The organism is Sphingobium sp. CFD-2, from assembly GCF_024611135.1.
Taxonomy (GTDB): domain Bacteria; phylum Pseudomonadota; class Alphaproteobacteria; order Sphingomonadales; family Sphingomonadaceae; genus Sphingobium; species Sphingobium fuliginis.
In genome coordinates this window covers 1,054,381-1,072,186 of sequence record NZ_CP084406.1, presented here as the reverse complement: position 1 = coordinate 1,072,186, position 17,806 = coordinate 1,054,381, and the positions used below count along the sequence as shown (strand labels likewise).

General features: G+C 65.1%; 12 protein-coding genes. 4 read left to right on the top strand and 8 right to left on the bottom strand.

Annotated elements, in window-relative coordinates:
• Positions 1-9 precede the first annotated feature (9 nt).
• From LDB29_RS25025 to LDB29_RS25015, 3 genes are all read right to left on the bottom strand, one after another.
• Complete coding sequence (locus LDB29_RS25025) at positions 10-1,629, bottom strand: glycoside hydrolase family 43 protein (protein WP_065846436.1); 1,620 nt, start codon at positions 1,627-1,629, stop codon at positions 10-12.
• Positions 1,630-1,776: 147 nt separating this feature from the next.
• Positions 1,777-2,769, bottom strand: a complete 993-nt coding sequence (locus tag LDB29_RS25020; RefSeq protein WP_065846427.1) for a glycoside hydrolase family 43 protein — start codon at positions 2,767-2,769, stop codon at positions 1,777-1,779.
• A 22-nt stretch (positions 2,770-2,791) separates the two neighbouring features.
• Positions 2,792-4,456, bottom strand: coding sequence for a carboxylesterase/lipase family protein (locus LDB29_RS25015; RefSeq protein ID WP_099186489.1), 1,665 nt, complete (start codon positions 4,454-4,456; stop codon positions 2,792-2,794).
• Between the two features lie 250 nt (positions 4,457-4,706).
• Here LDB29_RS25015 and LDB29_RS25010 point away from each other — a divergent pair, with 250 nt between their 5' ends.
• Complete coding sequence (locus LDB29_RS25010; protein WP_061935914.1) at positions 4,707-5,750, top strand: LacI family DNA-binding transcriptional regulator; 1,044 nt, start codon at positions 4,707-4,709, stop codon at positions 5,748-5,750.
• Here LDB29_RS25010 and LDB29_RS25005 read toward each other — a convergent pair.
• Complete coding sequence (locus tag LDB29_RS25005; RefSeq protein ID WP_257557428.1) at positions 5,714-7,345, bottom strand: glycoside hydrolase family 43 protein; 1,632 nt, start codon at positions 7,343-7,345, stop codon at positions 5,714-5,716. The genes LDB29_RS25010 and LDB29_RS25005 overlap by 37 nt on opposite strands.
• Positions 7,342-8,586, bottom strand: coding sequence for an MFS transporter (locus tag LDB29_RS25000; protein ID WP_257557426.1), 1,245 nt, complete (start codon positions 8,584-8,586; stop codon positions 7,342-7,344). Before LDB29_RS25000 ends, LDB29_RS25005 begins: the two co-directional genes overlap by 4 nt.
• A 339-nt stretch (positions 8,587-8,925) precedes the next feature.
• Here LDB29_RS25000 and LDB29_RS24995 point away from each other — a divergent pair, with 339 nt between their 5' ends.
• Positions 8,926-11,823: a TonB-dependent siderophore receptor gene (locus LDB29_RS24995; protein ID WP_257557425.1), complete on the top strand. Its 2,898-nt coding sequence runs from the start codon at positions 8,926-8,928 to the stop codon at positions 11,821-11,823.
• Positions 11,824-12,122: 299 nt separating this feature from the next.
• On the top strand, positions 12,123-13,472 hold the full coding sequence (locus LDB29_RS24990) for a cation:proton antiporter (RefSeq protein WP_257557424.1): 1,350 nt from the start codon (positions 12,123-12,125) through the stop codon (positions 13,470-13,472).
• Positions 13,473-13,657: 185 nt separating this feature from the next.
• Here the strand turns inward: LDB29_RS24990 and LDB29_RS24985 are convergent, their stop codons facing one another.
• The 3 genes from LDB29_RS24985 to LDB29_RS24975 form a co-directional block, all read right to left on the bottom strand.
• Positions 13,658-14,662 carry an SMP-30/gluconolactonase/LRE family protein gene (locus LDB29_RS24985; protein WP_257557423.1) on the bottom strand — a complete coding sequence of 335 codons (1,005 nt, stop codon included), beginning with the start codon at positions 14,660-14,662 and terminating at the stop codon, positions 13,658-13,660.
• Positions 14,659-15,714 (bottom strand): Gfo/Idh/MocA family protein, encoded by a 1,056-nt coding sequence (locus LDB29_RS24980; RefSeq protein WP_048575501.1) that lies wholly within the window; start codon positions 15,712-15,714, stop codon positions 14,659-14,661. The genes LDB29_RS24985 and LDB29_RS24980 overlap by 4 nt, the downstream gene beginning before the upstream one ends.
• Positions 15,715-15,798: 84 nt before the next feature.
• On the bottom strand, positions 15,799-16,095 hold the full coding sequence (locus tag LDB29_RS24975; protein ID WP_257557422.1) for a response regulator transcription factor: 297 nt from the start codon (positions 16,093-16,095) through the stop codon (positions 15,799-15,801).
• A 356-nt stretch (positions 16,096-16,451) separates the two neighbouring features.
• Between LDB29_RS24975 and LDB29_RS24970 the strand changes: the two genes are divergently transcribed.
• The gene (locus tag LDB29_RS24970) at positions 16,452-17,798 is read left to right on the top strand and encodes a gluconate:H+ symporter (RefSeq protein ID WP_061935903.1); all 1,347 of its coding nucleotides are present in this window, start codon (positions 16,452-16,454) and stop codon (positions 17,796-17,798) included.
• Positions 17,799-17,806: the final 8 nt, after the last annotated feature.

Here is a 17,806-nt window from a genome sequence, read left to right as displayed (position 1 = left end):
CGCGCTTCCTCATGGGGCGGGTGTGTAGTGATAGGGGCCGACGACCGTGCCCACGAAGCCCCCGGCCTTCCGGGTGCTGAGCAGCGTGGCGTCCACCCCCTGCTTCAGCGTCCGGGTCTTGCCGCCGGCGCCATAGTCGAACGCCACCGTCCCGCCGGTCACGCGCATGGTCAGGGTCACGGGTCCGTTCGTGGCGACGGGGGCATAGGCGACCAGCGTGTCGGCGTCCGCCGCATCGCGGGTGTAGAGCGCGACGACGGGCTGGCCGGCGATGCGGGTCAGGCCGAAGAAGAGGTTGCTGCGGTCGCTCTGCACGGCGGCCAGCCCGGCGCGGTCGCCGTCCTTGACCGGCGTGTAGCGCAGCGTGGTGGAGAAGGTGGCATTGGCATGCTGCTGCCGCCGCCCGATGAAGGCAGGGACGCCGTTCAGGTCCCCGATGGCCGCCCCGCTCTCCAGTTCCAGCGCGCCGTCCCTGATCCGGTAGAAGGGCTTGTGCGGGGTGCGAATGCCGATCCACTGCATGGGCAGGCGCGTGCCGTTGAAATCCTCGACATAGGAAAAGTCGCCGCTCGTCGGGATCGCCGGCCTGGGCTGCGGCGGAAGGTCGGGGCGCTTCGCCGCATGGGGGATCGCCTGACCGCGCGGCAGGATGATCGGCCAGCCGTCCTTCCATGTTACCGGCAGCAGGAAGGTTTCGCGGCCGATATTGTAATGGTCGTCGCCATCATAGGGACGCACGGCCAGGAAGGTCGCCCACCAGTCGCCCCTCTGCGTCTCCACCAGTTGGGCGTGACCGGCCGATCCGATGAAGTTCGACCGCGCGGGGTCAAGATCGCGCTGGGTGAGGATCGGGTTCCCCTCATAGGGCGTGTAGGGGCCGCGCAGATCCTTCGAACGGAACACGACCTGCGAATGGTTGACGCTGGTGCCGCCTTCGGCCGCGGTCAGATAATAATAGCCGTCCTTCCTGAAGATATGCGGCCCTTCGATCCAGACCGGCTTTTTGCTGATGTCGACGCCGCCGTTGATGAGTTGCGTGCTTTCCCCGACCATCTTGCCGGCGCGCCAGTCATATTCCTGAATCCAGATGGCGCGGTGCCCGTCATAGCGGGGCGGTTCGTTGGGCGCGCGGTTGTTGACGATATAGGCCTTGTCCCCCTCCCAGTAGATGGAGGGGTCGATCCCTTCGAACGGCAGCCATATGGGGTTTGACCAGGGGCCGGCAGGGTCTTTCGCCGTGATGATGAAATTGCCCCTGCATTCGACGCAGGTGTTGACGATGTAGAAAGTGCCCTCGTGCCAGCTGATGGCCGGCGCGAATACGGCCTGCGAAATGCGGCGGCCGTTGAAGTCGAGCTGTTCCGGCCGGTCGATCGCATTGCCGATCTGCGTCCAGTTGACGAGGTCTTTCGACCTGAAGATCGGCAGGCCCGGATAATGGGCGAAGGAGGAGTTGACGAGATAATAGTCGTCCCCCACGCGCATGACCGATGGATCGGGATAATAGCCGGTCAGGATCGGATTGCGATATTCACCCGGCTTGACCGCGATCTTCTCGATCGACTTTCCTTCATAGGCAAAGCGATCGAACCGGGCGGGCGCCGCCTCGGCGGTGGCGGCGCCCAGCATGAGCAGGGAAAAGGACAGCAGCGCAGAAGGAAGGGGTAAAAGGCCTAAGGTCCGGTGCGTCACGATCAATCTCTCCTGGAAGTGCCGACCATCCCGTGCGGCTCGCTTAGTGATAGCGCTACCAATCATATGTGTCGAGCGGGATGCTCAGTTCCGCGCAGGGCGCGCCGTTACTCCGGCCTCGGTCTGCACCACCGGTTTCAGGGTGCCGTCAGGATTATATTCCAGCCGCTCGACGGTGACGGCCCGCCGGCCGATAGCGCCGTTCAGATCGCCGATCGCAAGCGTGGCGTTGTGCAGGAAAATATACCAGTTGCCCTTAAATTCGGCGATGCCCGGATGGATGGTGAAGCTGTACTTGCCAGAGCCGGTGAGTTCGCCGCGATAGGTCCAGGGGCCGTCGAGGGACGTTGCGGTCGCATAGGATATGCGCTCGTCCCGATGCGTCGCCCTGTCGAGGGAGGCGTAGGTCAGATAATAGAATCTGCCGCGCTTGTGCAGCCAGGGGCCTTCCTCGAAAAGGGGCGGAGTGATCTCCCTGATGGGTCCGTCCAGCTCGATCATGTTGGACTTCAACTTCGCGATATAGGCCTGACGATTGCCCCAGGCGATCCAGCTCGTGCCATCGTCGTCCGTGAAGACTGTGGGATCGATGTCTTCCCAACTATGGGTGCCCTTTGGCGTCATCTGGTTGGTGATCAGCGCCGAGCCCTTCGCATCGACGAACGGGCCGGTCGGCCTGTCCGAAACGGCGACGGCGATCGCCTTGCCCGGATGCGTGTTGTCATGCTCGACCGCGGCGTAGAACCAGTAGCGGCCGTTCTTTCGGATGGTCTGCGACGCCCATGCATCCTTCTTCGCCCATTTGAAGTCGGACACCTTCATGATCGGGCCATGATCGGTCCAGTGCCGCATGTCCGTGGTGGAATAGACCAGCCATTCCTTCATGTTGAACATCTCGTCCCGCTGCGCCTCGTCATGGCCGACATAGAGGTAGAGGCGGTCGCCATCGACCATCGGCGCGGGATCGGCGGTGAACTTGTCGCGGATGATGGGATTGGACCCCGGCGCCGCGTCTTGCGACAGGGCAGGCGCGGCAATGGCGGCAAGGGTGAGGAAGGGAAGCAGCGACCGGCGCATGGATGGACAGTCCTTTTGATGTTCAGCTCAGGATAATGCGGCGCGCCGCGCCCTGCGGATCGTCGACCATGCGGCATTGATTGTCGAAGACCATGGTCGCGCACCGCGTCGCGTCGGTCGGCGTCCAGTTCAGGCCCGGCTGGCTGGGATTGCCGGTGCGGGCGAAATTGGCCCAGGCCGTCGCCATGGTGCGGGCCAGCTTCCGCGCTTCGGGCGTATTGCCGGTGCCCTGATCGCACAGCGCTGTATTGTCGAACACGAAGGCGAGGTCGGCGGTGTGCCATGCGCCAGCGACTCCGTCCAGCTGGGGCGACTGCCACTGGAAGAGATATTGGTACATCGGCGCGGCGCCCGGCTGCTTGTCGCGCAGGCCAACCATGGTCTGGATGCGATTGCGGTAGCCCAGGGAGTCCACGCCGTAGGAGAGGGTGCGGATCGCCTTTTCGGGGTGGTCCCGCTTCATCTGGGCGATAAGCGCGTCCGCCTTCCGTGCGCCATAGCGTTGGCTGAGGTCGGCGCGCCATTCCGCCTCGCCGGGATTCTGGCCGAACCGCATTCCCTCTTCGCTGGTGTTGCCGATCAGCATCGGCACGTCGCGGGAAACATCGGGCGCCACGTCGAAGAAGGACCGCACCGTGATGACCCGGCCGTCCATTGTCGGATTCCAGCCCACGCGCGGAGTGGTGGAGGGGCCGCCCACCCCGCGCGGGCCGTTGACCTGCTCGGCCACCTTGTTGCCCGCGGCGAAAAGCGTCGCCCAGTCCATCCTTTGCAGCGCGCCGATGTCCCGCGCGCCGATACCCAGTTCCTTGACGACCCGGCGCGAGAAATCGCGCGATTGCTCCAGCGTCGGAATATTGCCGCCGCCGCCCGATTGCGCCGCCGCGCGATGGATGAGACCCTTGCCCGACGGCATGCCCATCAGCGTCGTCACCTTGGATGCGCCGCCCGACTGGCCATAGATCATGATCCGGTCCGGATTGCCGCCGAAGGCCGCGATATTTTCCTGCACCCAGCGTAGCGCCGCGATGCAGTCGGTCATGCTGACATTGACCGATTCCTCATAGGGCGCGCCGCCCACCTCGGTCAGGTCCAGAAAGCCCAGCACGTTGAGGCGGTGGTTGATCGACACCTGCACCACGTCATGATGCCGCGCCATCTGCGCGCCGTCGTGAGAGGCGAGTTCGTAGGAGGAGCCGAAGGCGAAGCCGCCGCCGTGGAAATAGACCATGACAGGGCGATTGCCCGATAGCGAGGGCGTCCATATGTTGAGCTTCAGCATGTCCTCGCCAAGGAAGCCGTCGGTCCATTGCTGGAGGAAGGTGTGTTCCTTCGCGCGAAAACTGTGCAGCGTCTGCGGGCAGTTCGCCCCATAGGCGAGCGCGGGATAGGGATCGGCCCAGGGCTTGGGGGGCCTGGCGGGAAGCCAGCGGTTCTCTCCCCCCGTATCGTCGCCATAGGGTATGCCCTTGAAGGTGAAGACGTCCCCGGCGACATAGCCGCGCACCGGGCCATAGCGCGTCCTCGCAATGGCGTTGCGCGGCGTGGTGCAGGTTCCCGCACCGCCCGAAATGGCGGTCGAGCGCGGAGCGGCCGCTGCTTCGCCACCCAGCAGCGCCGCCGCACTGCCCAGGGACGACGCCAACAGCGCCTGACGTCGATCGAAAAGCATGGCCCGCTCGGTCATCCAGCATCCCCTTGTCGATTATGATGCCGGCGTCCAGGATCGACCGGCGCTAAAATCCTATACGATCCAGAGGGCTGGTCAATAACTCACACAAATATTTTATGCGCCGTCGCCCGCCGGGGGATGACCCGGCGAACGCCTCTCGCCGGGCTCCGGCATCTCCGCCGATCCATGTCCTCTTTGCCCCTTTGCCGCAGGCGATCCTTGGCTTAGATCACCGTTTTGGGTTTGTCGAAGACATGGGGTGGGCATGGCGAAACCGGAGCGTCCGGCGCGCGGGGCGACGATCGTCGATGTGGCGGCGCGGGCGGGCGTGTCGTCCATGACGGTGTCGCGCGTCATCAATGGGCGCGCGGGCGTGAGCGCACAGGCGCGCGCGGTGGTGGAGGAGGCGATCAAGGCGTTGGCTTACACGCCGAACGTCGCGGCCCGCAGCCTGGTGACGTCCAGCGAACTGCGCATCGGCGTGATCTATTCCAATCCCAGCGCCGCGTTCATGAGCGAATTTCTGACAGGGGTGTTCGAGGAAGCGTCCGCCTGCAGCGCGCGGCTCGTGCTGCTGAAGGGGGAAGGGGGGCGCGCTCCGTCCGCCGCCGCGCTGGAAGACTGGATCGAATCGGGGATCAGCGGCGTGCTGCTCGCTCCGCCGCTGGGCGAAGCGCCGGATGTGCTTCGCGTCCTGCGGGCCAGGGGCTGCGTCATGGCGGCGGTGGGCGCATATCAGTCCCCCGATACGATTTGCGTGCGCATCGACGATCGGGCCGCGGCCTATCAGATGACCGGGTTGCTGCTGGACATGGGGCATCGCCGACTGGGGTTCATCCTTGGCAATCCCGATCAGGCGGCAAGCGCCGAACGCATGGCTGGCTTCTACGCCGCTGTCCGGGAACGGGGCGGGGTGGAGGTGCAGGTCGCGCAGGGCGATTTCACCTATATGTCCGGCCTCGCCGCTGCCGAGCAGTTGCTGGGCGCGGCCAGTCCGCCCACGGCGATCTTCGCGAGCAATGACGACATGGCGGCGGCCGTCGTGTCCGTGGCGCACCGGCGCCATCTGGACGTTCCGGCGGAACTGACCGTCGTGGGGTTTGACGATACCACAGCCGCCCAGACGCTGTGGCCGCCGCTGACGACCGTGCACCAGCCGGTGCGGGATCTGGCGGCGGAGGCCCTTAACCTGCTGGTGGCTCAGATCGCGGCGGGCGCCCGCCGTTCCCGCGTTCCCCGCGAGAGGATTCTGGAGCATCGGATCGTGCAGCGTCAGTCCACCGGAGCGCCGAACTCTTCCTCCACATAGACGAAGCTGGCGAAATCCGCCGGATGGGCCTGGCCCGACAGGTCCTGGCAGGCCATGCCGATGAAGGCGCCGGTGAAGTTGGGCAGGCCGGGGTGGGTGACTTCGTCCGACAGGATGCTGGCGTCGTGGACATCCGGAAGGATGTGCCAGTCTTCCCCATCGGCTCGCCAGGCGAAGCGCAGCCGGTCGCCATCCACGGCGGCGCGCAGATCGATCGCGCCGTCGGGCAGCCGGTCGGCGACGATGTCGAATCTGTTGCCCTCCGGATTTTCGGGCGAAGCGGAGAGGATCTGGAGCTGCCGCCGGCCTTCCTCGGCGCTGACGCATAGATAATAGAATTTGGTGCTGTTATAATAATAGATGAGGCCCGCCGCCTGCTGGAAGCTGCGGGGCTCGAAGGAGAGCGAGGTCGTCGCGGTGAAGCGGAAGGCGGTCTGCCGCCGCGCCACCAGCGCCTGCTCGAACAGGCTGCCGACCGTTTCACGCCCGTAAAGACGCAGGAAGCCGGGCCGGGCCGTCAGGCTGAACAGCCGTTCCGGGGCGGGGCTGCGCAGCCATTGCAGGTCCCGCGGCAGTTGGGGAAGGTCGAAGCGGCCGTCCCAGCGTTCGATGTCCCAAGGGGCGGGCGGCAGGTCCGGCGCAGGCGGCGTCCCGTCGGGCCGCGCGTCCCCGTTGACGGTGCGCAGCCAGCCATCCTCGCCCCACAGCATCGGTTGTATCGCGGTTTCGCGGCCCATGATGCAGCGTTCGCGCCCCGGCAGCGGACGGCCGCACAGATAGGCCAGCCAGGTGCTGCCATCCGCCAGTTCCACCAGATCGCCGTGGCCGGCGCGGGCGATGGGCAGGTCCTTGCGGCCCGCGCTGGTCAATATGGCTCCATCCGGATGCACTTCATAGGGGCCGAGCAGGTCGGGCGCGCGCGCCATGACGACGGCATGATCCCAGCCCGTGCCCCCTTCGGCGACCAGCAGATGATAGAAGCCGCCATGCTTGTAGAGATGCGGCCCTTCGGTAAAGCCGCGCTCCGTGCCCCTGAAGATCAGCGTCGGTTCGCCGACCAGCTTCAGCGTCGCGCGGTCCAGTTCCTGCGCTTGTATGCCGGCGAACCGGCCATGGCCGGGCCGGTGGTCCCACAGCATGTTGAGCATCCAGCTGCGCCCGTCATCGTCATGGAATAGCGCCGGGTCGAAACCGCTGCTGTTGAGGTGCACCGCGTCCGACCATATGCCGTCGACCGTTTCGCAGGTGACGACATAATTGGGGAAGTCGCGCAACGACATGCCCTTCGCCCCCTGGACGGTGGTGGCGCCGTAACGCTTGACGTCCGTGAAGACCAGCCAGAAGCGGCCGTCCGCATGGCTGAGGTCCGGGGCCCATACGCCGCAGCCGTCGGGATCGCCGCGCATGTCGAGCTGCCCCGCGCGGTCGAGCGGGCGGGCGACGAGCCGCCAGTTCACCAGGTCGCGGCTGTGGTGGATCTGCACGCCCGGATACCATTCGAAGGTGGATGTCGCGATGTAGAAATCGTCGCCCACGCGCACGATCGACGGATCAGGATTGAAGCCCCGCAAAATGGGGTTGGAAATGTTTGTCATCGAGGCTTGCGCACCAGCGTCCACAAAATGACGGCGCCGACCAGGTCGAGCACGCCGAGCAGGATGAAAAAGGGCTCATAGCCGACCTGGTCGACCATCTGCCCAAGGGAAAGGGAAAAGACCAGCACCCCCAGATTCCCGGCCAGGCCCGCCATGCCGGCGGCGGTCGCCACCTCATTCCTGGCGAACAGGTCGGACGCCAGGGTGATGACCGTCACCGACAGGGTCTGATGGGCGAAGCCGCCGAGGCAGAGCAGGGCGATCGCCGCATAGGGATTGGTGGCAAAGCCGACAAAGGCCATGCCGGTCATCAACAGGGCGCCAAGCGTGAAGGCCCAGCGCCGCGCATCGACAAGGTCGATCCCCCTGCGCTGGAGGAAGGCGACGACGGCCGGGCCGAACAGGCATCCAAGGTCGGCGGCCAGGAAGGGCAGCCAGGCGAACAGCGCGATTTGCCCAAGATCGAAGCCGCGCACGCGCGCGAGGTAGAGCGGCATCCAGAAGGACAGCATGCCCCAGACCGGATCGGCCAGCAGGCGGGGAAGCGCTATGCCCCAAAGGTCGCGCCGCCGCGCAAGGGCGAGCACAGCGGGTTTTTCGGCGCGAGCGGCCAGGCGCTGTTCCTGGTTGTTCAGGATATAGTCGCGCTCCGCTTGACTCAGCCGCCGGTGCCGCATCGGGCTGTTGTAATGGAGGAACCAGAGGACCGACCAGATGAGGCCTATGCCCCCCGCCACGACGAAGGCCAGCCGCCAGCTATGCACCATGACGGCCCAGGCGACGAGCGGCGGGGCGAAGACCGCGCCGAAGGAAGCGCCGATATTGTAGATGCCGCCCGCGATGCCGCGTTCCCTGGAGGGGAACCATTCCGCCACCAGCTTCTGGCCGGCGGGCTGGGCCGATCCTTCCGCCAGGCCGAGCAGCCCGCGCAGCGCGGCGAATCCGAACCAGCCATTCACAAGGCCATGCGCCATGGTGACCAGCGACCAGACCGCGACGCATATGGCGAAGCCAATGCGCAGCCCTACGCTGTCGAGGAAATAGCCGGCCGCCGGCTGGAGCATCACGCCCAGTTGGAAGGCGCCGGTTATCCAGCCATATTCGACGTTGCTGATCTTCTGTTCGGCAAGGATCACGGGCGCGGCAACGCCCAGCACGGAACGCGACAGATAATTGATGACCATCGCGCCCACAAACAGGCCGATGATCGTCCAGCGGAACTTGCCGACCAGCGTCAACATGGCGGCCTGCCCCAGCGCGAGCCGCGAAATCGCCTGGGTTTTCGGGCGATGGGAGCCGGGCCGCCGTCCTCCACGGACTTGGCATGGCGGCGGCATTTGTGGTTCGAAAGCAACATCCCCTCCCGATAATCTTGTATGAGTATTGACAATAATCCTCCTCCAATCAATAGGCATTGTTAGCGCTAACTAAAAATCAGTCGATTCCTTGTTATCGTTTGACGGTGAAGGCGCGCGGCCGGGGCGACAGCCCCGCATTCAGATGCAAAGCATCATTTTATTGGGGAGAGCAGGATGTCGGATTTCCAGTTTCAACGCCGTTTGATGCGCGCGGGTTGCGCCATGGCAAGCATGGCCGCGCTCGGCATCGGCCTTGTCCATGCGCCCGCTTTCGCACAGGCGGCGAGCCAGGCTTCGGCGCCCCAGAATGGCGAAGAGCGCGCCAGCACTTCGGACATCGTGGTCACCGGATCGCGCATCAAGGCCAGCGGCTATACTGCGCCGACGCCCACGACCGTGATCGATGAAACGTCGATCCAGGCCAATGCGCAGCCCAACATCTTCACCACCATTGCCCAGTTGCCGTCGCTTCAGGGCTCAAGCGGCACCACGGTCAACACCTTCAGCACCTCAAGCGGCCAGCAGGGCCTCAGTTCCTTCTCGCTGCGCGGCGTGGGCGCGATCCGTACCCTGACGCTGATCGATGGCCAGCGGGTTGTCGGCGCGAACGTGACCGGCGTTCCCGACGTCAGCCTGTTCCCGCAATTGCTGATCCAGCGCGTCGACGTGGTGAATGGCGGTGCGTCGGCCTCCTACGGATCGGACGCCGTGGGCGGCGTCGTCAACTTCATCACCGACACCCGCTTCAAGGGGCTGAAGGGCAATATCCAGGGCGGCATCAGCAAATATGACGACAATGAACAGGTGCTCGTCCAGCTTGCGGCCGGCACCAGCTTCCTGGACGATCGCGCGCATCTGGTCGTCAGCGGCGAATATGCCAATGAAGACGGCGTGGGCGGTGGCGACTGGGGCATCGGCCTGGCCGGCGGCCGCGACTGGTTCAAACAGACCAGCCTGATCGACCGTGGCGTCATCAATGACGGATCGCCGCGCTATGTGCTGCGCGATTATGCGCAGGCCTATAACTACACCAAATATGGCCTCATCACCTCCGGCCCGCTGCAGGGCACGGCGTTCGACCAGAACGGCAACCCGTTCCAGTTCAACTATGGATCGAACGGCGTCCCCGCGCGTGACGGCACGACCAATGTGCGCGGCTGCTTCCCCGGCTTCTGCCTTGGCGGAGACCTGTCGGGCAATGTCGATGCGGGCCGTTCGCTCCAGTCGTCCATCGAACGCATCAACACTTATGCACGCCTCGGCTTCGACTTTGCCGATAATGACGAACTCTACTTCACCTTCAACTTCGGCCAGGTGAAGACGCAGAACCAGCCGGTGGGCGGCATGAACAAGCCGGGCCTGACGATCCAGTGCGCCAATCCGTTCGTGCCGGCGTCGATCAAGGCGGCCTGCGCGACGGCGGGCATCACCAGCTTCGGCTATGGCACCAGCAACGCCGCGCTGGGCAACACGCAGGTCAACACCGACCGCCGCCAGTATCGCGCGGTGATCGGCGCCAAGGGTCAGTTCGACTTCCTGGGCACCGAATGGTCGTACGACAATTATTATGAGCGCGGCACGAACTATACCGACATCGATGTGTCGAACATCCTGCTCACCAACCGCTTCAACGACGCGATCAACGCAACCACGCTGAACGGCGCGGTGGTGTGCGCCAGCGCCGCGGCGCGGGCGAACGGATGCCAGCCGCTCAACATCTTCGGCGGCAACCCGTCGGCGGCTGCGCTCGCCTATATCATGCCGGAGAACGGACCCCGCCAGCGGACCCGCCAGACGCAGGACGTGATCAGCATCAACATCTCCGGTTCGCCGGTGGAACTGTGGGCCGGACCGCTGTCGATCGCCTTCGGCGGCGAATATCGCCACGAATTCTATCGCGTGAAGGCCGATCCCTATGGCGTCGGCACCAATTTCCAGCCGAGCGAACCCGATTATCCGTTCGATCCCACGCTGCTGCCCGGCGGCAACAACTGGTACGCCGGCAATTACAAGAGCGGCGGCGGCGCCTATGGCGTGAAGGAAGCCTTTTTCGAGGCCGATCTGCCGGTCCTCAACAGCGACGCGCTCGGTCGCGCCAACATCAACGGCGCGGTGCGCGTGACCGACTACAGCACGTCCGGCACCATCTGGGCATGGAAGGTCGGCGGCACATGGAACCTCCCGATCGAAGGATTCCGCCTGCGCGGCGTAACGTCCAAGGACGTCCGCGCGCCCAACCTGTCGGAACTGTTCGCCGCGCCGGTCACCACGACATTGCCCAATTTCTTCGACCCGTTCCGGGGCGTCAATGTGCTCGCGATCCAGAACAGCATCGGCAACCCGAACCTGCGTCCGGAAACGGCGCGCAACACGACGGCGGGCATCGCCTTTTCTGGCGCGTCCTGGCTGCCGGGCCTCAGCGTTTCGTTCGATTATTACAAGATCAAGATCAAGGACGTCATCTCCAGCCTGGGCGCGGGCGACATCGTCAACCTTTGCTTCCAGAATGTCCGTCCCGAAACCTGCAGCGCGTTCAACCTGAACAACCAGCAGGGGCCGAACTTCATCAATGTGCAGGCGTTCAACCTGGCGTCGATCGATACCAGCGGGTTCGACATAGAGGCGAGCTACCAGTGGCGGCAGCCTCTGGGCCTGCCGGGCACCCTGACCCTGCGCGGCCTTGCGACGCATGTCAGCAAGTTCGTGACGGACTCCGGCCTGATCGGCACGATCCCGGTCGACAGCGCGGGCGTCAATACCGGCAACACGCCCGACTGGAAGTTCCTGGCGATCCAGAGCTACGAGAATGAGAAATTCTCGTTCATGATCCAGGAGCGCTGGTTCAGCGACGGCGTGCTGGGCCACCAATATGTGGTTTGCCAGCCGGGCACCTGCCCTGCGTCCACCAACAATCATCCGACCATCGACCAGAATTTCATGCCCGGCGCCCTCTACATGGACATTGGCGGCACCTATAATGTCACGCCGCAGGTGACCGCCTATTTCAAGGTCGACAACCTGTTCGATCGCGATCCGGCCAAGTCGCCATTCTTCGTCAATCCTGCGCTCTACGATGTCGTCGGGCGCATGTATCGGGCAGGCGTTCGTTTCCGTTTCTAGGACATGGTGCGGGAAATCGGGGAACCGGTCTTCCGCTCATGACCGTCTGAATGAAGACCATGCTGTCGGGGTCGAAGCGACACCGGCAGCATGGCGATGAACTGGGGAGAGGTTTGCGTCCAGAGCTTTGCCTGGGCCAGGGCAGCGGCGGTTTTCCCCTTCCCCCGCCTTGCCCCATGCCTCTCCTCCCTCTTTTCCCGCGGCATCGGGCCGCTTGCGCCGGGCCGTCAAGCGCGCAATCCCTTCCTTCCACCGGGATTATGTGGTAGCGCTCCCAAGATAAGAGGCGAGAGGGTGGGATGGCAGGGGATATTTTTCCGGCGCTGACGAACATATTGGCGCCCCACGGGCCGCCGGTCAGCGCGAAGCTGCTGAGTTTCGCTCCCGGCGACTACAGCATCCATTTCTTCCTGCAACTCGCGCTCATCGTCCTCGCCTGCCGGGGTGTGGGCTGGTTCTGCCGCAAATTCCTGGCGCAGCCCCAGGTGGTAGGGGAAATGATCGCCGGCGTGATCCTGGGGCCCTCGCTGTTCGGCGTCGTCGCGCCCGACCTGCAGGCGATGATCTTTCCCAGGGAAACCAACAATGTGCTTTACGCCGGCGCGCAGTTCGGCGTGGCGCTTTACATGTTCCTCGTCGGCCTGACGCTGCGCCTGGATCATTTCCAGTCGAAGGCCCGGAACGCGGCGATGGTGTCGGGCGCGGGGCTGTTCGCGCCTTTCGTCATCGCGATCCTGATCACGCCCTGGCTTGTCACCGTTCCCGGCCTTTTCGCGGAGGGCATAGGTCAGGGCAGCGCGACGCTCTTCATGGGCGCTTGCATTGCCCTGACCGCCTTTCCGATGCTGGCGCGGATCATCAACGAACGCGGCCTTGCCGACAGCCCGCTCGGAACCCTTTCGCTGACGGCCGGGGCGTTCGACGACGCCGCATCCTGGTGCGTGCTGGCCGTGGTGCTCGCCCTGTTCGGCGGCGGCAGCGGCGTCGCCGTTCTGGCGATCGTCGGCGCCTTCCTCTATGTCGGTTTCCTGCTGCTGTTCGGTCGGCGCCTGCTTGCGCCGCTGGGGCGCGCGGTAGAGGCGCAGGGCGAAATGAGCATGACCGTGCTGGCGATCACGCTGGCGCTGTTCTGCCTGTCCGCCTTCATCATGGACGCGATCGGCATTCACGGCATATTCGGCGGCTTCATCCTGGGCGTATTCATGCCGCGCGGTTTGTTCGCGGAGGAACTGAGGAAGAAGGTCGAACCGCTGGCCGTCGTCATCTTGCTGCCGATGTTCTTCACCTATTCCGGGTTGAACACGCGCCTCGACATGGTGAATTCGCTTTCCTTCCTGCTCATTGCGCTCGGCATATTGGTCGCCTCCATCCTTGCCAAGTTCGGCGCCTGCTATGCGGCGGCGCGCCTGTCGGGCGAGGATAATCGAACCGCGCTGGGAATCGGCGCGCTGATGAACTCGCGCGGACTGATGGAACTCATCATCATCAATATCGGCATTCAGAAGGGCATTATCGAACCCGCCCTGTTCTCGATGCTGGTGCTGATGGCGATCGTCACCACCATGATGGCGGGGCCGCTGTTCGAGATAGTCTATGGAAGGCGCGCGCGGGCGGAGGGGGAATTGGGTCGGCTGGGGGCCGCGGCCTGATCTCCCTGTCGTGAGCCGCCCCTAGAGCCAATCGACATTCAGAAGATGACGAGCCGAGCCGAAGGCCACCGAAGGTAAAATGGTGGTTTTCCGTGACCCGGAGCGCAGCCTACTCAAAGTAGGTGAGCACCGGAAGCACGGAAAAGCGTCATTCGCAGGCCGTCAGGGCTGAATGCCGATTGGCTCTAGGCCGGCCGAACCGGCACGACCGCCAGCATATCGGAGGATGTGAGGAAAAGGCGTCGCCCGGCGGCGTCCAGCGCGCAGTTCGCCACCGACTGGCCCGTCCCGACCAGCCCCAGCGCCCTGCCGTCCGGGGCGAGTATGTGGACGCCCCCCGGACCTGTGGCGAAGACATGCCCATTGCGTGAAACCTTGATGCCGTCCGGCAGGCCGGGCAGGCCCTTCTCCTGTTCCGCGCGCATGTCGTGGAACAGGCGCTGACCCGTCGGAAAGCCGCGTTCATCGAGCGAATAGGCCAGAACCTCCGGCCGCTGCTCATCGGACAGTGCAAGATAGAGCGTCCTGCCGTCCGGCGATACCGCAACGCCATTGGGGCGGCGGTGACTGCCGTCCAGCAGCGACAGCGCTCCGTCCGGACCCAGCGCATAGAGGCCGCAATGCTCCAGTTCCCGCAGCGCAGACATATCGCCATCCGTCAGCCCATAGGGCGGGTCGGTGAAATAGATCATGCCCGACGGCGCGACGCATAGATCATTGGGGCTGTTGAACCGCTTGCCCTGGAATCGGTCGGCCAAAATGGTCCGGGCGCGCGTGCGCAGGTCGATTCGCACGATGGCCCGCGTGCCGCTGTCCGCGGCGATCAGGGCGCCGGAGGAATCGATCGCCAGACCGTTGAGGCCCGGCTCCCTGATGCCGGGCGGCACGGGGCCTTGCAGGCCCGAAGGCGACAGGAATGGACGCGCCCCATCCTTCGGCCGCCAGCGATACAGGATATTGGACGGCGGATCGTTGAACAGCAAGCAATTGTCCCGCGGCGCCCAGACGGGACCCTCGGCCCATTTATAGCCCCTGGCGAGGACGGTCACGGCGGCGGATGGCGCGACGATCCGGTCCAGTTCGGGGTCGAGCCGCCGGATCGAGCCGATGGGGGCGGCCACCGCCGCGCCCAGCCGCGCGCCGACCGGCAGGCTCGCCAGACCGGCCAGGAACATCCGGCGCGACGTCATGCCCTTATGGCGACCTCTCGCCGCTCGGCCGCCGAACGGTAGATCGCTTCGATCACGCGCATGTCGGCAAGGCCTTCCTCGCCCGGCACGATGGGGGTCGTGCCGTTGACGATGCATTCGGCCATATGATCGAGCTGCCCCGCAAACTGGTTCTTGGCCGCGGGCGGGAGCGTGCGCGGGGTCGTGACGCCATCCTTGCGGATCGACATGCTCTGCCCCTGATAGGGGGTCGCCGGTTCCATGTCGATCCAGCCCTGCGTGCCGATGACGCGATAGCCATTATGCGAGGAACTATAGCTGGAGATGCAGTTGGCGACGATGCCGGATGGAAAGCGCAGCAGGAAGCTGATGCGGTCCTCCACCGTCTTGAAGCGGGGATCGGATTTGTCCGTGGTCTCGACGGCGCTGACCGAAACCGGCTCTTCCCCGGTCAGGTAACGGGCTGCGTTCAGGCTGTAGATGCCGATGTCCATCATCGATCCGCCGCCCGACAACGGCCGGTCGAGCCGCCACTGGTCCGGCCGGGCCGGGAAGCCATGTTCGGCGGTGATGAGGCGGGTGGGGCCGACATGGCCGCCGCGCGCCAGTTCGATGGCAAGCCGGTTATAGGGTTCGAACCGCGAACGATAGCCGATCATCAGCTTCGTCCCCGCCTTGCGGCAGGCGGCGATCATCGCCTCGCACTCCGCGACGGACACGGCCATGGGCTTTTCACACATCACATGCTTGCCCGCCTGCGCCGCGCGGATGCTATATTCGGCATGCATGCTGTTGGGCAGCACCACATAGACGACGTCGATGTCCGGATTGTCCCGGATGCGATCGAAATCGGCATAGCTGTAGCGGTGGGTCGCCGCTATGCCATATTGCGCGCCATATTGGTCCAGCTTGGCCGGCGTGCCGCTGACGAGGGCGACCAGTCTCGCATGCTCGCAACCCGCGAAGTTCGGCATGATCTGGCGCGTGGCGTAGGAACCCAGCCCGACAATGGCATAGCCGATCTTGCGCGCCGGCGCCGCGCCGGCGCGCGTTGCCATGCCGGCCAGAACCATTCCGGCGCCAAGGCCGCCCAGGATTTCACGACGGGAAGTGGTCGCCACGCGAAGCTCCCTTTTTTCTGGAGGATGAATGAGGGGTCAGTCGGCGGCGCGGCCAAGCGCGGGGCGCAGCCAGCCCAGATTGCGCGCGACGATGGCCGCCTGGGTGCGGTTGCGGACGTTCAGCTTCCGCATCAGCGCCGTCATGTGAACCTTCACCGTGGCTTCGGCCATGCCCAGTTCATAGGCGATCTGCTTGTTCAGCAGGCCCGAATGAACGCAGCGCAGAACCTTCATCTGGGTGGGGGTGAGCTGGGGCGGTTCGGCCGTCCTGATGCCCTGGGGCCTCTGATCCTGATGACCGAGGCTGTTATGCAGATCCAGCGCGATGTGCATCCTCTCTCTCCCTGTTTTGCCGGGCGCTGTCCTGCCCGGCGCTATTCTACCCGGCCTATTCCGCCAGGCTTGCCGCGGCAGCGCGGTTCGCGCACTGCCATGTCGGATTCGATAACGCTAACATATCGGAATCGGTCAGACAGCTTCAAGCGAAAAATGCGATATACGACCCCATATCTGTGGTTTTGCGCTGAAATCATGGCTATGACCTGTCTAACAGGTTTAAGCAGCGGCTGATCTCCGCATGGCCCGATCACCATATAGAAGAGAGGGGAGAGGATGGCGTTAACATCAGTTATGGCGGCGGTGGCTCCTCATCCGCCGGTCGCCCGCGTCGGTGCAGGAGCAGGCGCCGCATGAGCCCGGCGGACTATCGGCTGATCTTCTCGGCCATTGCCGGCATCGCGCTCTCCATCACGCTCATCATCCGGGGGCGGCTGCATCCGTTCGTAGGCCTGCTCTGCGGCGCCTTCACCGTGGGGCTGCTGGCGGGCCTGCCGATGGAGGAAACCGCAAAGGCGGTGGAGAAGGGCGCGGGCGCCATCCTGGGCGGCACGGGCCTTGTCGTCGCGCTTGGCCTCGGCCTTGGCGCGATGCTCCAACTGTCGGACGGCGCGGGCGGACTCGCGCGCGCTGCGCTGCGCATTTCAGGCATTGGGGGCGCGCCCTGGGCCAGCCTTTTCACCGCGATCGTGATCGGTCTGCCCCTCTTCTTCGAAACGGGGCTGGTGCTGCTGCTGCCGATCGTCGCTTCGGCGGCGGCGGCCTTGCCCAATGGGCAGAACAACGACACGGCCAAGCTCCGCCTGATGCTGCCCGCCCTGTCGGGCCTGTCGGTGGTCCATGCGCTGGTGCCGCCGCATCCCGGCCCGTTGCTGGCGGTGAACGCGCTGGGCGCCAATCTGGGCCTGACGCTGGTCTATGGCCTGATCGTCGGCATCCCCACCGCCATCATCGCCGGCCCGCTGCTGGCCCGCTTCACCGCGCCCGGCGTGAAGCTCAGTCCGCCGCTGCTCGATCCCGTGCGCGTCGATGTCGCGACTCCTTCCGTCGGCCGCGCACTGGCGGCCGTGCTGCTGCCGGTCGTGCTGATCGCGGCGGGGCAGGCGGTCGCGCTGATGCCGCCGGACATGGCGGCGCTGTTCCACTGGCTGAGCTGGATCAGCGATCCGGTCGTCGCGCTGCTCGTGGCGGTGCTTGCCGCATTGCCGCTGCTGTTCGGGCGACGCATCGCCGACCGCAGCATCCAGAACGCCATCTGGACGGAGGCGATGACGCCCGCCGGGGGCATCATCCTGGCCATCGGCGCGGGCGGCGCGCTGAAGCAGGTGCTGGTGACGGCGGGGCTTTCCGACATGCTGGTGCGGCTGGCGCAGGGCGGCGCGATCTCCCCGATCCTGCTTGCCTGGGGCGTGTCCGTCTGCATTCGCCTGGCGACCGGCTCGGCCACGGTGGCGACGATCACCACGGCAGGCGTCATGGAGGGGCTGGTCGCCGCATCCGGCGTGCAACCCGAATGGATGGTCCTCGCCATCGGCGCGGGTTCGCTGTTCTTCTCGCACGTCAACGATCCCGGTTTCTGGCTCGTGAAAAGCTATCTTGGCACCGACATGCCCGGCACTTTCAAGACCTGGTCGATCATGGAGACAGTCGTCGCCGTCGTCGGCCTGCTGCTGGTGCTGGCGGCGAGCAGTATCTTCTAGCAAGGGGG

Bases quoted from the DNA above. Each gene is read 5' to 3' on its own strand.
- LDB29_RS24995 (WP_257557425.1), top strand. From the start codon at position 8,926: ATGGCAAGCATGGCCGCGCTCGGCATCGGCCTTGTCCATGCGCCCGCT.
- LDB29_RS25015 (WP_099186489.1), bottom strand. From the start codon at position 4,456: ATGACCGAGCGGGCCATGCTTTTCGATCGACGTCAGGCGCTGTTGGCG.
- LDB29_RS24985 (WP_257557423.1), bottom strand. From the start codon at position 14,662: ATGACGTCGCGCCGGATGTTCCTGGCCGGTCTGGCGAGCCTGCCGGTC.
- LDB29_RS25020 (WP_065846427.1), bottom strand. From the start codon at position 2,769: ATGCGCCGGTCGCTGCTTCCCTTCCTCACCCTTGCCGCCATTGCCGCG.
- LDB29_RS25005 (WP_257557428.1), bottom strand. From the start codon at position 7,345: ATGACAAACATTTCCAACCCCATTTTGCGGGGCTTCAATCCTGATCCG.
- LDB29_RS24990 (WP_257557424.1), top strand. From the start codon at position 12,123: ATGGCAGGGGATATTTTTCCGGCGCTGACGAACATATTGGCGCCCCAC.
- LDB29_RS25025 (WP_065846436.1), bottom strand. From the start codon at position 1,629: ATGCTGGGCGCCGCCACCGCCGAGGCGGCGCCCGCCCGGTTCGATCGC.
- LDB29_RS24970 (WP_061935903.1), top strand. From the start codon at position 16,452: ATGAGCCCGGCGGACTATCGGCTGATCTTCTCGGCCATTGCCGGCATC.
- LDB29_RS25000 (WP_257557426.1), bottom strand. From the start codon at position 8,586: ATGTTGACGCTGGTCGGCAAGTTCCGCTGGACGATCATCGGCCTGTTT.
- LDB29_RS25010 (WP_061935914.1), top strand. From the start codon at position 4,707: ATGGCGAAACCGGAGCGTCCGGCGCGCGGGGCGACGATCGTCGATGTG.
- LDB29_RS24975 (WP_257557422.1), bottom strand. From the start codon at position 16,095: ATGCACATCGCGCTGGATCTGCATAACAGCCTCGGTCATCAGGATCAG.
- LDB29_RS24980 (WP_048575501.1), bottom strand. From the start codon at position 15,714: ATGGTTCTGGCCGGCATGGCAACGCGCGCCGGCGCGGCGCCGGCGCGC.